This is a genomic window from Chitinophaga sp. W3I9 (assembly GCF_050434025.1).
GTDB lineage: Bacteria > Bacteroidota > Bacteroidia > Chitinophagales > Chitinophagaceae > Chitinophaga.
Genome location: NZ_JBNPWC010000001.1, coordinates 7,092,162 through 7,106,213 on the forward strand (window position 1 = coordinate 7,092,162; position 14,052 = coordinate 7,106,213).

At 49.0% G+C, this 14,052-nt stretch carries 12 protein-coding genes; 10 read left to right on the forward strand and 2 right to left on the reverse strand.

Annotated elements, in window-relative coordinates:
* The 10 genes from hemC (at window position 1) to QFZ51_RS28695 (ending at window position 12,362) form a co-directional block, all read left to right on the forward strand.
* Window positions 1-921, forward strand: coding sequence for a hydroxymethylbilane synthase (hemC, locus tag QFZ51_RS28650; protein ID WP_429050824.1), 921 nt, complete (start codon window positions 1-3; stop codon window positions 919-921).
* A complete protein-coding gene (locus QFZ51_RS28655; protein WP_429050825.1) occupies window positions 911-1,651 on the forward strand; it encodes a uroporphyrinogen-III synthase in 741 nt (246 codons plus the stop codon). Before hemC ends, QFZ51_RS28655 begins: the two co-directional genes overlap by 11 nt.
* Entirely contained in the window at window positions 1,648-2,676 is a 1,029-nt protein-coding gene (gene hemE / locus QFZ51_RS28660) for a uroporphyrinogen decarboxylase (RefSeq protein ID WP_429050826.1), read from the forward strand. The genes QFZ51_RS28655 and hemE overlap by 4 nt, the downstream gene beginning before the upstream one ends.
* 6 nt (window positions 2,677-2,682) lie before the next feature.
* Window positions 2,683-3,594, forward strand: coding sequence for an oxygen-dependent coproporphyrinogen oxidase (hemF, locus tag QFZ51_RS28665; RefSeq protein ID WP_429050827.1), 912 nt, complete (start codon window positions 2,683-2,685; stop codon window positions 3,592-3,594).
* 42 nt (window positions 3,595-3,636) lie between these two features.
* Window positions 3,637-4,608: a porphobilinogen synthase gene (hemB, locus tag QFZ51_RS28670; protein ID WP_429050828.1), complete on the forward strand. Its 972-nt coding sequence runs from the start codon at window positions 3,637-3,639 to the stop codon at window positions 4,606-4,608.
* A gap of 37 nt (window positions 4,609-4,645) precedes the next feature.
* Window positions 4,646-5,932: a glutamate-1-semialdehyde 2,1-aminomutase gene (hemL, locus tag QFZ51_RS28675; RefSeq protein WP_370912426.1), complete on the forward strand. Its 1,287-nt coding sequence runs from the start codon at window positions 4,646-4,648 to the stop codon at window positions 5,930-5,932.
* A 154-nt stretch (window positions 5,933-6,086) separates the two neighbouring features.
* On the forward strand, window positions 6,087-6,509 hold the full coding sequence (locus tag QFZ51_RS28680; RefSeq protein ID WP_429050829.1) for a hypothetical protein: 423 nt from the start codon (window positions 6,087-6,089) through the stop codon (window positions 6,507-6,509).
* Window positions 6,510-6,647: 138 nt separating this feature from the next.
* Window positions 6,648-7,766, forward strand: a complete 1,119-nt coding sequence (locus QFZ51_RS28685) for an efflux RND transporter periplasmic adaptor subunit (protein ID WP_429050830.1) — start codon at window positions 6,648-6,650, stop codon at window positions 7,764-7,766.
* A 32-nt stretch (window positions 7,767-7,798) separates the two neighbouring features.
* On the forward strand, window positions 7,799-10,939 hold the full coding sequence (locus QFZ51_RS28690) for an efflux RND transporter permease subunit (RefSeq protein WP_429050831.1): 3,141 nt from the start codon (window positions 7,799-7,801) through the stop codon (window positions 10,937-10,939).
* Window positions 10,932-12,362, forward strand: a complete 1,431-nt coding sequence (locus QFZ51_RS28695; RefSeq protein WP_429050832.1) for a TolC family protein — start codon at window positions 10,932-10,934, stop codon at window positions 12,360-12,362. Before QFZ51_RS28690 ends, QFZ51_RS28695 begins: the two co-directional genes overlap by 8 nt.
* Window positions 12,363-12,411: 49 nt before the next feature.
* Here the strand turns inward: QFZ51_RS28695 and QFZ51_RS28700 are convergent, their stop codons facing one another.
* Entirely contained in the window at window positions 12,412-13,209 is a 798-nt protein-coding gene (locus QFZ51_RS28700) for an alpha/beta hydrolase-fold protein (protein ID WP_429050833.1), read from the reverse strand.
* A 37-nt stretch (window positions 13,210-13,246) separates the two neighbouring features.
* Window positions 13,247-14,044, reverse strand: coding sequence for an O-methyltransferase (locus QFZ51_RS28705; protein WP_429050834.1), 798 nt, complete (start codon window positions 14,042-14,044; stop codon window positions 13,247-13,249).
* Window positions 14,045-14,052 lie beyond the last annotated feature (8 nt).

Below are 14,052 nucleotides of genomic sequence, written 5' to 3' on the forward strand. Positions count from 1 at the left end.
ATGGATAAAGTTATCAGGATAGGCACAAGAGAAAGTCAGCTGGCCTTGTGGCAGGCAAACCAGGTAAATGATCTGCTCACCGCACAAGGTTACCGTACAGAACTGGTACCTATCAAAAGCGAAGGAGATATAGACCTGGTAACACCCCTGTATGAAATAGGCGTACAGGGTATCTTCACTAAAAGCCTCGATCTGGCATTGCTCAATAACCGTATAGACATTGCCGTTCACTCCTTCAAAGACGTTCCCACACAACTGCCGAAACAAATTGTGCATGCCGCTATCCTGCAACGCGGGCCGGTAAAAGATTTGCTGGTATACAAAAACGATACAAATTTCCTTTCACAACCCGGTTATATAGCGAACATCGCTACCAGCAGTGTACGCCGTAAAGCCCAGTGGCTGCGAAAATATCCACAACACCAGCTGCATAACCTGCGGGGTAATGTAAATACCCGCCTGAAGAAACTGGCGGAGGAAAACTGGGACGGCGCCATTTTCGCGGTAGCCGGACTGGAAAGAATTAACGTCCGTCCTGCCAATTCCATTGATCTCGACTGGATGTTACCGGCGCCTGCACAAGGTGCTGTAGTAGCAGTTTGCAGGGAAGATGATCAATTTTGCCTGGATGCCTGCGCAGCTTTTAACCACGCAGAAACCGCACTCACTACACATATTGAACGCGAATTTTTACGCACGCTGATGGGCGGATGCACCACCCCTATCAGCGCTTACGCATATATACAAAACAATCACATACATTTCAACGGCGAACTGTGTAGCCTGGATGGCGCCCGGTTCTTCTCTGTTTCACGCGAAGTGCCACTGGAACAAGCCAAACACCTCGGACAGGAAGCTGCAGAAGATATTATGGCCCAGGGCGGCGCTGAAATTGTAGCACAGATCAGAAATGCAAAATGATAAATACCGCATATTAAGCACCAGGCATTTAACAGACAGCTCTGTGGCTGTTGCTGGTGAAAGTGGTATTCACATAGATGTACAGGATTTTATACAGATAAAGCCGCTTAAAAATGAAATGCTGCTGGGCGAAGAGCGTTTGCTGCAGGTGTTCCGGCCGGAAGCAGTACATGTGTTCACCAGTGCCAATGCAGCAAGAATACTGGATAAATACTATCTCCACCAGGATGATACGTTTTATGTGATCAGCGAGCCAAATATCTGCTGTATCTCCGGCAGCACGAGGAAAGCAGTGGAAAACGTATTCACTGATTGTAAAATCTTAGCGGAATCGCCCTATGGCAGCGAACTTGCCAGGATAATTATACAACTTGATATAACTTCCGTTAACTTCTTCTGCGGCAGTATCCGGAGAAACGAATTACCGGATACCTTACAGGAAGCCGGTATTGAAGTAAAAGAATTCGTGATCTACGAGAATATTCCCGCTCCGGCCGTAATAGCGGACCATTACGACGGCATATTATTTTTCAGTCCCAGTGCGGTAAAAAGTTACCTGTCGGCCAACCGGCTAAACAGTAAAACCGTTTGCTTCGCCATTGGCAGAACAACTGCCACCGAACTGCGGGAACATACCGATAACAAAATTATTATCAGCACCGATATCAGCGAAGAAAGCATGGTGCAAACTGCTATATTTTATTTTAACAACATTAACTGCTACGAATGAGCGCATTGAAGAACGACTTATTGCTGAAGGCCCTTAAAGGCGAAACTGTTTCCCGCACACCGGTATGGATGATGCGTCAGGCTGGTCGCTATTTACCGGATTATATCAAACTGCGTGATAAATATACGTTCTTTGAACGCTGCGAAAACCCGGAGCTGGCAACGGAAATAACGGTGATGCCGGTAGACCAGGTAGGCGTTGATGCTGCTATTATCTTTTCCGATATCCTGGTAGTTCCCCAGGCAATGGGCATGGAAGTACAGCTGGTGGAAAAAGTAGGACCACTCCTGCCCGCCCCCATTAAAACCGCGCAGGACCTGCAGCGTTTATGCGTTCCCGATGTACAGGAAAGATTGCACTATGTATTTGATGCCCTGAAACTCACTAAAAAAACACTGGATGGCAGGGTGCCGCTGATCGGCTTTGGTGGCGCTCCCTGGACCTTACTCTGCTACATGGTGCAAGGCAAAGGGTCCAAAACGTTTGATGAAGCAAAAGCATTCTGTTATCAGCAACCGGCTGTAGCACACCAGCTGTTGCAGATGATCACCGATACCACCATCGCTTACCTGAAAGCACAGGTGGTCGCAGGCGCCGATACCGTACAGGTATTTGACTCCTGGGGTGGATTACTCAGCCCGCAGGACTTCGAAGTATTCTCTTTACAATATATCCGCCAGATAGTAGCCGCGATGAAGGATGTTTGTCCGACTATCGTATTTGCAAAAGGCGCCTGGTTTGCCCTGGAAGATATGGCCGCTACCGGCGCGCATGGACTGGGCATCGACTGGTGTATTAAACCGGAACTGGCCCGCCAGTTTGCCGGCAGCAACATCACCCTGCAGGGAAATTTTGACCCGGCTAAATTGCTGGCGCCCATCCCTGAAATTGAAAAGGCCGTAAAGGAAATGCTGAAAGGTTTTGGCAGACAGCGTTACATTGCCAACCTGGGGCATGGAATCTTACCAAATGTTCCGGTTGATCATGCCAAAGCATTTGTGGAAACAGTTAAAGCACACGGATAATTAACCATGAGCATCAAAAATAATTTCATATCATTCATACACGGCTTGCAGGATGAAATCTGTGCCGCGCTGGAAAAAACAGACGGCAAAGCTACTTTCCTGGAAGACCGCTGGGAGCGTCCCGGCGGCGGCGGTGGCAAAACACGGGTAATTGCCAACGGGAATGTATTTGAAAAAGGCGGTGTAAATACTTCGGTCGTGCATGGCGAATTGCCGGAAGCGATGGCACAACAGTTCGGCGTTACCAACAGCCAGTTCATGGCATGTGGTATTTCGCTGGTGCTTCACCCGGTGAACCCTTTTGTACCCACCGTGCATGCGAACTTCCGCTATTTTGAATTGTATGACCAGGATGGAACACTGAAAGACAGCTGGTTTGGTGGTGGTGCAGATCTTACGCCTTATTACCTCGAGGAAGAAGACGGTATTCATTTCCACCGTACCTTTAAAGATGCCTGTGATCCCTTTGGAAAGGAATTGTATCCGGCATATAAAAAACACTGCGACGAATATTTTATCAATAAACACCGTAACAACGAAGCGCGTGGAATAGGCGGTATCTTTTATGATTACCTCCGTCCCAACGCGGAAAGAACCGCAGAAGAACTCCTGAATTTCTCAAAAGCAAATGGAAATGCCTTCCTCGAAGCATATCTTCCGCTGGTAGAGAAAACAAAAAACCTGCCTTATACCGATGCACATAAAAACTGGCAGGCGTATAGGCGCGGACGTTATGTAGAGTTTAATCTTGTTCACGACCGGGGAACTTTGTTTGGGTTGAAAACAAACGGCCGCACAGAATCCATCCTGATGAGCTTACCACCGGTAGCCCGCTGGGAGTACGACTTTCATCCTGCACCCGGCAGCCCGGAAGCGCAGCTGGAAGAGTTCCTGAAGCCCAGGGAATGGGTAAAATAACAAGGCAGGCGACGATATAAAAACAATAAAATTTTTATAAAGATGATCAGAAGAAACAGAATTTTAAGAGTATCTCCCGCTATTCGTGCAATGGTGGCGGAAACAATTTTAACACCCAGCGATTTTATAGCGCCGTTATTTGTTACCGAAGGAGAAAATGTGAAGGACGCGATCAGCTCTATGCCAGGTTATTTCAGGTACTCCCTGGACCTTACTATTAAAGAAGCCAGGGAGCTCTGGGGCCTGGGTATTAAAAGTGTACTGCTGTTTGTAAAGGCGCCCGACAGCGTAAAAGATAATAAAGGCACCGAAGCAGTAAACCCCAACGGGTTGATGCAGCGCGCCATCCGTGGCATTAAAAACGCCATCCCCGAAATGGTGGTGATGACCGACGTTGCCCTGGATCCCTATTCTTCCTACGGCCACGATGGTATTGTGGAAGGAACAGAAATTGTAAATGATCCTACTGTAGAAGTACTGGCACGCATGAGCCTGAGCCACGCACAGGCAGGCGCCGACTTTGTAGCGCCCAGCGATATGATGGACGGCCGCATCCTGGCCATCCGCAACATCCTCGAAGAAAATGGCTTCGATAAAACAGGCATCATGGCTTACAGCGCTAAATACGCTTCCTGCTTTTACGGTCCTTTCCGTGATGCACTCGACTCTGCTCCGGGCTTCGGCGATAAGAAAACCTACCAGATGGACTATGCTAATTCCCGCGAAGCGATCCGGGAAACACTGATGGATATTGAAGAAGGCGCCGACATAGTAATGGTAAAACCTGCTATGGCTTACCTCGACATTATGCGCATTATTAAAGATCGTGTAACCGTACCAGTTAGTGCTTATCATGTAAGCGGCGAATACGCCATGATCAAAGCAGCTGCAGAAAGAGGCTGGCTGGATGAAAACAAGGCCATCGTGGAATCTATGACCAGTATGAAACGCGCAGGCGCGGATCTGATCGCTACCTACTTTGCAAAGGATGCGGTAAAACTGCTGAATGCATAATTCCCTATCTTGCGTAAAATAATAAACCACGAAACAGATGTACAGTAAAAGTGAAATGTTATTCGGGAAAGCAAAGCAGGTAATTCCCGGCGGTGTTAACTCTCCCGTACGTGCATTTAAAAGTGTAGGCGGCACGCCCGTATTTATGGAACGTGCCAAGGGCGCCTATATGTACGATGTAGATGGCAACCGTTATATCGACTACATCAATTCCTGGGGCCCAATGATCCTCGGCCACGCATATGAGCCGGTAGTAAAGGCTATACAGGAATATGCCACCTACTCCACATCTTTCGGCGCGCCTACAGAACTGGAAACAAAGATCGCAGAACTGATTACAGGCATGGTGCCTAATATCGATATGATACGCATGGTAAACTCCGGTACGGAAGCCTGCATGACAGCCATCAGGCTGGCAAGGGGTTATACCGGCCGTAATAAGTTTATCAAGTTTGAAGGTTGCTACCATGGTCACGCAGATGCCTTCCTGGTAAGCGCCGGCAGTGGCGTAGCCACCCTGGGCATTCAATCCGTGCCAGGCGTTACCACTGCAGTAGCAGAAGACACGCTTACTGCCCCGTATAATAATTTACCTGCAGTAGAACAACTGATTGCCGATAACATCAACCAGATTGCCGCTGTTATCATTGAACCGGTAGCCGGCAACATGGGCTGTATCCTTCCACAGCCGGGCTTCCTGGAAGGGCTCCGCCAGCTTTGCGATGCCAACAATATCCTGCTCATCTTTGATGAAGTAATGACAGGCTTCCGTTTGGCCCGTGGCGGTGCACAGGAATTACTGGGCATCAGGGCCGACCTCGTAACTTTTGGTAAGATCATTGGCGCCGGTATGCCGGTAGGTGCAGTGGCCGGTCCGAAAGAAATCATGGAACATCTTGCCCCCGCCGGAAAAGTATACCAGGCAGGCACATTAAGCGGTAATCCGATTGCAATGATTGCCGGTTATACTTTATTGCAAACGCTGAACGATAATCCTGTTATTTACCAGCAACTGGAAGATAAAGCCAGCTACCTGGTGAATGGATTAAAAGAAGCATTTGGCGCTGCCGGCATTGTGCATAGCATCAACCAGATGGGATCAATGCTGAGTGCACATTTCACGGAGTATCCAATTGTGGATTTCACCGCCGCCTCTGCCGCCAACAACGAATTATTCAAACGTTTCTTCCATGCCATGCTGGAGCGTGGTATTTATTTGCCGCCTTCCGCTTTCGAAAGCTGGTTTATGAGTAATGCACTCACTACCGAAGACCTGGATGAAACCATTGCTGCCGCTAAATCTGCCATGCAGGCAATAAAATAGTTAACAATTCAATCCTGTGCAGAGTGGAAAGGGCTGTCTCTATAAAACGAGACGGCCCTTTATTTTTAAAACAACCTTACCATCTATCAAAAAATAATCCCTTTACAATAAACTAATCTTCAAATAAACTAAAAACTATTAATTTTGCGGTTTAATGAATGATCGTACGTACATATTAAAACGTTGGACCCTCGTCTGCTTCCTGCTGTGCTTACAGCTGGCAACAGCCGTCCTGCCTTCGTTTGCGGCACATCGTCATCATTTCCTGTTGCCTGATCTTCACAAACAACAGGTAGAGCAGGACCGGTTATTAAGTCTTGTTAATAAAATCCCGGTACACCTCGAAGCGGATGATGATAGTGCTGAAATATGGCACGTCACCAAGCATCGACGTAAAACACGGTGGTACCTTTCTGCTGCGGCTCCACAGGTAAGTACTGCCACCCGCATTGTATATCTTGATGCGGACAATACTGCATACAGTCTTATTCCTGAAAATAAAACCGGTGAGTATGGCAGCCAGAAATCTTTCCGGCCCGCCTACTATTCCTTTCTCTTCCGGTTCACGCCCTTTTGAATAGCAACACAGTTTCTATTGTAATCATTTTTAATTTTTCTTAGGGAGATGCCTGTCTTTTCTGCTATCATAGCGGATGGCCTCCTGATGTGTTGTATTCACCTATTCCGGTTATGCCGGGATCAATATCTTATTGCTATGCGTCAATATACAGGGATTTTAACATCGCTGATCGCTCTTTTCATGGCTGGTTGCGCCACCAAAGGAGAAAGCACCAACAAAGAGGATCTGAAAGTTTTGCCGGTTACCACACTGGTAACAAAAGATACAGTACTGCACCGTTCTTATGTAACAGATATTCAGGCAGTACAAAATGTGGAAATACGCGCTCGTGTCAACGGCTTTCTTGATAAAATATTTATTGACGAAGGACAGGAAGTAAAAAAAGGACAACTGCTTTTCGGGATCAATGACGCGGAATACCGGGCTGAACTGGCCAAAGCAAAAGCCGTTCTCAGCAGCGTGGTTGCAGAAAGCAAGGCCGCCGCACTGGAACTGGACCGCGTAAAATTACTGGTGGAGAAAAAAGTAGTAGCGCCCTCCGAACTGGAAGTAGCCAGTGCAAAGCTCGCCGCAGCCCAGGCAAAAATAGAAGAAGCCCGCTCTGCCGCCGCCAATGCGGAAATGCGGCTGTCTTACACCAGCATTCGCGCACCTTTTGATGGTATCATCGACCGTATCCCTTTAAAGAAAGGAAGCCTCATCAGTGAAGGCACCCTGCTTACTACGGTATCGGATACACGCGAAATTTATGCATACTTCAACGTATCGGAAACAGAATACCTTCAGTATAATAAAGCGCTGGCCAAAGGCGACAACAGCTACCGCCAGGTAGCGCTGGTACTGGCTGATGGCACCGATTATCACCATACCGGTAAAATAGAAACCATAGAAGGTGAATTTGAAGAAAATACCGGCTCCATTGCCTTCCGCGCCCGGTTCCCCAATCCTTCCAAGCTGCTGAAACATGGCGCCAGCGGTAAAGTTCGTCTTACCACTGAAATAGACAGCGCCGTAATCATCCCGCAAAAAGCAGTATTCGAAATGCAGGACAAAAACTATGTGTTCGTGGTAGACGGCAGCAACAAAGTGAAAATGAGAAACTTTACTCCACAGGCCCGCTTTGCACATTTTTATATTGTTCAGTCCGGACTTCAGCCCGGAGAACGTATTGTGTGCGAAGGTGTACGCAACATCCGCGATGGTATCCGGATTTCACCACGCGGCGTTGCCATGGATAGTTTACTCAGTTTATAATCACACAGCTTTTGAGCTGAAATCACGGAACAATGTTTGAAACTTTTATAAAAAGACCAGTGCTATCACTGGTCATATCGCTTATTATCACACTGGTAGGCCTGCTTGCGCTATTCACCTTGCCGGTCACCCAGTTCCCCGATATTGTACCGCCTTCGGTAACGGTAACGGCTAAATATACCGGTGCCAACGCCGAAGTATCTGCCAAGGCAGTGTCTACACCGCTGGAAAGGGCCATCAACGGGGTACCGGGTATGACGTATATGTCGTCTGTATCCAGTAACGACGGGATCACCGTGATACAGGTATTCTTCCAGGTAGGTACCGACCCCGATCAGGCCGCTGTTAACGTGCAAAACCGCGTGGCCACTATTATTGATGAACTACCGGAAGAAGTAATCAAGGCCGGCGTTACCACGGAAAAAGAAGTGAACAGCATGCTGTTATACCTCAACGTAATGAGCGAGGACACTACCCTGGATGAACAGTTTATCTACAACTTTGCCGACATCAACGTACTACAGGAATTAAAACGTATCGACGGTGTAGGCCGTGCGGAAATCATGGGCGCCAAGGAATACGCCATGCGCGTATGGCTGAAACCCGATCGCATGCTGGCTTACAACGTATCTGCGGATGAAGTGATCCAGGCGATCCGCAAACAGAATATTGAAGCGGCGCCCGGTAAAACCGGCGAAAGCTCTGATAAAAACGCGATGATGCTGCAATATGTATTACGCTATACCGGTAAATTTTTTGAGCCGGAACAGTACCAGCAAATTGTGCTGCGGGCAGGCCAGGATGGTTCCGTGCTGCATCTCAAAGATGTAGCCGATGTGGAATTCGGCTCGCTTACCTACAGCATGGTTTCCAAAACGGATGGCAAGCCTTCTGCTTCCATCATGCTCAAACAACGCCCCGGTTCCAATGCACGTGAAGTAATTAACAATGTGAAGGCAAAAATGGAAGAAATGAAGAATTCCTCCTTTCCTCCGGGCATGACCTTCAATTTCAACTACGATGTATCCCGCTTCCTCGACGCCTCTATCCACGAAGTGGTGAGAACTTTATTTGAAGCATTCCTGCTGGTATTTATCGTGGTATTTATTTTCCTGCAGGACTTCCGCTCCACCCTCATCCCGGCGCTTGCAGTACCGGTAGCGCTGATTGGTACGCTGGCGTTTATGCAGATGATGGGCTTCTCCATTAACCTGCTTACGCTGTTTGCATTGGTGCTGGCTATCGGTATCGTGGTAGACAATGCCATTGTGGTGGTGGAAGCCGTTCACGTGAAAATGAGCGAGGAACACCTGCCTCCGATGGAAGCCACGCTGGCCGCTATGAAAGAGATCAGCGGAGCGCTGGTGGCAATTACCCTCGTTATGTCCGCTGTGTTTATACCGGTAGCATTTTTGTCCGGCCCGGTGGGTGTATTCTACCGGCAGTTCTCTCTCACACTGGCCATTTCCATTGTGATTTCAGGTATCAACGCAGTAACGTTAACGCCTGCACTCTGTGCCATCATGCTCAGAGATACACATGGCAAACCCCGCAAAAAGAGCCTGCTGCAGCGCTTCTTTAACGGTTTCAACAAAGGCTATAATGCTACCGAAAATAAATATGCGAAGCTTATCAGCTTCATCGCCGGCAGGAGATTGATCACGCTGGCCTGCCTGGTGTTTTTCTTCACCGCTACCTGGGGTGTTAGCGCCATCCTGCCTTCCGGGTTTATTCCTACGGAAGACCAGGGCATGATCTATGTAAACGTGACTACTCCCCCGGGCGCAACCGTGGAACGTACCGAAGCCATACTGGACCAGGTGCAGGCCATTGCCGCTGAACTGGGAGAAGTGGAATCTGTATCCACACTTGCGGGATACAGCCTGGTAAACGAAGTAGCCGGCGCCTCTTATGGTATGGGCATGGTGAACCTGAAACCCTGGGACGACCGCAAAGCATCTGTTCAGGATATCAATGAAATATTACAAAAGAAAACAGCCGGTATTGCAGATGCCAGCATAGAATTTTTCCCGCCGCCTACCGTTCCGGGATTCGGTAACTCCAGCGGGTTTGAACTGCGGCTGCTCGATCGCAGCGGCACCGGCGATCTCCGGCAAACGGCGCAGGTCACCAACCAGTTCATCGACGCGCTGAAAAAACGCCCGGAAATAGGCAGCGCCTTCACCAGTTTTGATGCGGAATTCCCTCAGTACCTGATCCACGTAGACCAGGCGATGGCGGCGAAAAAAGGCGTGAGTATTGAAAATGCCATGAGCAACCTTCAAACACTAATGGGCAGTTTCTATGCATCCAACTTCATCCGCTTCGGGCAAATGTATAAGGTAATGGTGCAGGCGGATCCTTCCTACCGCACCAAACCCGATGACCTGCTGCGCCTCTATGTAAAAAATGACCGCGGCGAAATGGTATCTTACTCCGACTTCGTAAAACTGGAACGTGTATACGGACCGGAACAACTGACACGCTATAACATGTACACTGCCGCTATGATCAATGGCGACGCCAAACCAGGATTCAGCAGCAGCCAGGCCATTGCCGCCGTACAGGAAGTAGCCGCCAAAGAGCTGCCCAGGGGATACAGCTATGAATGGAGTGGTATGACGAGAGAGCAGATCCTTTCCGGTAACCAGGCCTTCTACATTTTCATCATTGTGCTGGTGTTTGTATACCTCTTGCTCGCCGCCCAATACGAAAGTTTCCTGCTGCCGCTGCCAGTATTGCTATCATTACCTGCCGGTATTTTCGGCGCGTTCCTTTCCCTGAAGTTACTGGGCCTGGAAAACAATATCTACGCACAGGTAGCATTGGTAATGCTGATAGGGTTACTTGGTAAAAACGCCATCCTCATCGTGGAATTTGCGATCCTGAAAAACAAACACGGGGCTACCATCCTGGCCGCAGCTAAAGAAGGCGCCGTATCCAGGCTGCGCCCTATTCTCATGACGTCTTTCGCTTTCATTGCCGGGTTAATACCCTTGTGTATTGCCTCCGGTGCAGGCGCCATGGGTAACCGTTCCATTGGTACCGCCGCAGCCGGTGGCATGCTCATCGGAACCATTTTCGGTGTACTGATCATACCCGGATTATATGTGCTGTTTGCTTCCATGATCAGGAAAAAAACCGTTGAACTAAAAGATTACACCAATGAATAAACGAATATATCAATACACCTTATATGCGGCGATGGCCACTGCAACAGTGGCCTGCAGCACACAAAAAGAACTGTCGCTGCCAGAACGTATAAGCGTTCCCGTTGTATCAGGCAATAACAGTGATACCATTTCGCTGCACAATTTTGCACAGGTGTTCAATGATCCGAACTTGCGAAGCCTTATTGATACCGCATTGCGTAACAACTACGACCTGCTCTCCGCCGCACAGCGTGTAGCTACGGCACAGGCCAACCTGATGATGGCTAAAAATGCCTGGCTGCCATCGCTGAACCTTGCCTTGTCAGCCGGTGTGGATAAGTATGCAGATTATACGCTCAATGGCGTTGGTAATTTCGATACCAACCTGTCGCCCAATATCAGTAAAGACCAACGCATTCCCAGCCCCACACCTGAATATTTTGCCGGCCTGAGAAGCAGCTGGGAAATAGATCTCTGGGGGAAACTGAAAAGTCAGCGCCAGGCCACTTATGCACGCTTTCTCAGCAGTGAACAGGGACGCCGCCTGCTCACCACGCAAATAGTGGCAGGCGTTACCGGGCTGTATTACGAGCTCACTGCGATGGACAACGAGCTGGCTATTATACAACGCAATATCAAATTGCAGGAAACGGCGGTAGCTACCGTGCATATTCAAAAAGCCGGCGGACGCGCCACCGAGCTGGCAGTGCAACAATTCACCGCCCAGTTGCTGAGTACACAGGCATTGGAATATGGCGTAAAACAGGAAATCGCTTCCCTGGAAAACCAGCTCAACGCCCTGCTGGGGAGGCTGCCACAGCCAATTGTACGCAGCACGGTAAAAGACGCGCAGGCGTTGCCGGAAGCGATTAAAAAAGGGATACCCGCCAGCCTGTTATTGCAACGCCCGGATATACAGCGTGCAGAGCTGGAGCTGGCTGCTACAAAAGCAGATGTAAAAGCTGCGCGTGCTGCCTTCTTACCCGGACTTACCATCACACCGTATGCGGGCTTTAACGCTTTCAAAGCAGGACTGTTGTTCCAGTCACCCGCGTCTATCGCATGGGGCGCTGTAGGCAATTTAACCGCCCCCATCTTCAATAAAAAACAGATACAGGCACAATACAATATCAGTACCGCCAATGCCTGGACGGCATTCTACGAATACCAGCAGGCAATTGTAAATGGCTACCAGGAAGTAGCTTCCGCCTTAAATAAAGTGGAAAACCAGCAGGAAGCCTATGCGCTGAAAAGCAAGGAAGTACTGGTATTGCAGGAGGCTGTGTCTACCGCTAACATTCTTTTTACCACCGGATATGCCAATTACCTGGAAGTGATTACTGCACAGAAGAGTGTACTGGAAGCGGAGCTGGCGCTGGTTAGTACGCGCCGGAATGTGTACCAGGGAATGGTATCGCTATATCGTGCGCTGGGAGGCAACTAATTGTTTTTAAACACAGCGGATCGCTTTACGAGGCGATCCGCTGTATATTTTATTTTTTACGGTGCTGAAACAACCACGGCATTACGCCTGGTTCCACAAACATATTATCCCAGCTATTGTGACCCACGCCGGGGTATTCTGTATATTTTTCTTCTGCACCAAGCGTTTTCAGTTTGGCGTCATACGCCCTGGAGGCTTCTACCGGTACTACTTTATCATCGCCGCCATGAAAGATCCACACCGGCACTTTTTTAGCAAACCTGTCCGCCGCCTCTACGTTGCCGGCGCCACAGATAGGAAATGCAGCTGCAAATATATCGGGGCGTTTGGTGATTTCGTAGAAGGTGCCCATTCCACCCAGTGATAAACCGCCGATGTACACCCGTTTGGTATCCACTTTTCCGCCGGCGAGTAAACTATCCAGTAATTGGTTGAGTAAGGCGGTGGGCGGTGTAGGATCGCCCTCCAGCGGAAAATCTGCCTGGATTACCTTACCGGTGCTGTCGCGCACAAATTTCATGGGCGCCCAGGTTTGATTGGCAGGGCATTGCGGGAAAACAACGAATGCCGGGTAATTGGCGCGGATGGTATCACGCAGGAACATGGCGCCGCCATGCAGCAGCTGCGCGTTATTGTCACTGCCTCTTTCACCGGACCCATGCAGGAAAACGATCAGCGGATATTTTTTGTGACGGTTATAGTTGGCGGGCAGCAGCAGACGGTAGCGGAGGGTATCACCCTTACGGATAAACGATTCCCTGCTGTACTGGGAAAGATCGTCCTGTGCAGCCGCCACCAGGCTACCGGTGAGCGCGCAGGCCAGGAAGAATAATTTAAGGTAACGCATAACGGGGTATTTTTATTCCCAATATACTACGGCAAAGTCAGTATTTCAGGGTGAAATGCTGCTTGACTTTAAAATCTTTCCGGAAAAATACCAACCCGATAAAAAAGAGGTCGATGGTCATGGTTACCTGCGGATGTTCCTGTATCGTATGCCAGGCGGCTTCCATATCAGGCGTCCAGTGGATATCGTCGAAGATAAAAACAGAGTATTCATCTGCAAACTGCAGGCATTGCTCAAAATAAGCCAGCGTGGGTTCCTTGCGGTGGTTGCCATCGATATACACCCAATCAGGCAACTGCATTTGTTTTAACACATCCGGTAACACAGTATCAAAATTTCCGGTTACCTGCGTGATGTTTTTGATATGAAGCGCTTCGAAATTCTTGGCGGCCCTGGCTGCTATATTCGGGCAGCCTTCAATGGTATAAATGCGGGCATGGGGGGCGGCCTTTGCCATATACGCTGTAGAAAGCCCCATAGAAGTACCCAGTTCAAGAATACGGGCCGGCTGGAGGTATTGTATCAACCGGTAGAAGAATTGCCCGAATTTAGGCTGTTTTGCTGCGTAGCGGGTAATATCCTTTACGCGGCGTTCATTACCGGCTGATATCAGCGACCCGGCGCCCAGGTCGGTTACCTGGAGCGTTTCATTACTTTGCAGCAACTGTTTGCGCAACTGTTCTATTTCCCGGAAAGCCGGCTGCTGTTTTTTATCCAGCAATACATCCTCGATCAGTGAAAATACAAAGGGAGAATGTACGTCGTGACGATTGCCTGAGGTAAAATAATACTTCAGGTATTTTCCGGCTAAATTATACTGTTGCGCTAAACCCACTGCTAAAT

Excerpts from the sequence above, each read along its gene's own strand:
- hemC (WP_429050824.1), top strand. The coding sequence starts at position 1 with ATGGATAAAGTTATCAGGATAGGCACAAGAGAAAGTCAGCTGGCCTTG.
- QFZ51_RS28655 (WP_429050825.1), top strand. The coding sequence starts at position 911 with ATGCAAAATGATAAATACCGCATATTAAGCACCAGGCATTTAACAGAC.
- hemE (WP_429050826.1), top strand. The coding sequence starts at position 1,648 with ATGAGCGCATTGAAGAACGACTTATTGCTGAAGGCCCTTAAAGGCGAA.
- hemF (WP_429050827.1), top strand. The coding sequence starts at position 2,683 with ATGAGCATCAAAAATAATTTCATATCATTCATACACGGCTTGCAGGAT.
- hemB (WP_429050828.1), top strand. The coding sequence starts at position 3,637 with ATGATCAGAAGAAACAGAATTTTAAGAGTATCTCCCGCTATTCGTGCA.
- hemL (WP_370912426.1), top strand. The coding sequence starts at position 4,646 with ATGTACAGTAAAAGTGAAATGTTATTCGGGAAAGCAAAGCAGGTAATT.
- QFZ51_RS28680 (WP_429050829.1), top strand. The coding sequence starts at position 6,087 with ATGAATGATCGTACGTACATATTAAAACGTTGGACCCTCGTCTGCTTC.
- QFZ51_RS28685 (WP_429050830.1), top strand. The coding sequence starts at position 6,648 with ATGCGTCAATATACAGGGATTTTAACATCGCTGATCGCTCTTTTCATG.
- QFZ51_RS28690 (WP_429050831.1), top strand. The coding sequence starts at position 7,799 with ATGTTTGAAACTTTTATAAAAAGACCAGTGCTATCACTGGTCATATCG.
- QFZ51_RS28695 (WP_429050832.1), top strand. The coding sequence starts at position 10,932 with ATGAATAAACGAATATATCAATACACCTTATATGCGGCGATGGCCACT.
- QFZ51_RS28700 (WP_429050833.1), bottom strand. The coding sequence starts at position 13,209 with ATGCGTTACCTTAAATTATTCTTCCTGGCCTGCGCGCTCACCGGTAGC.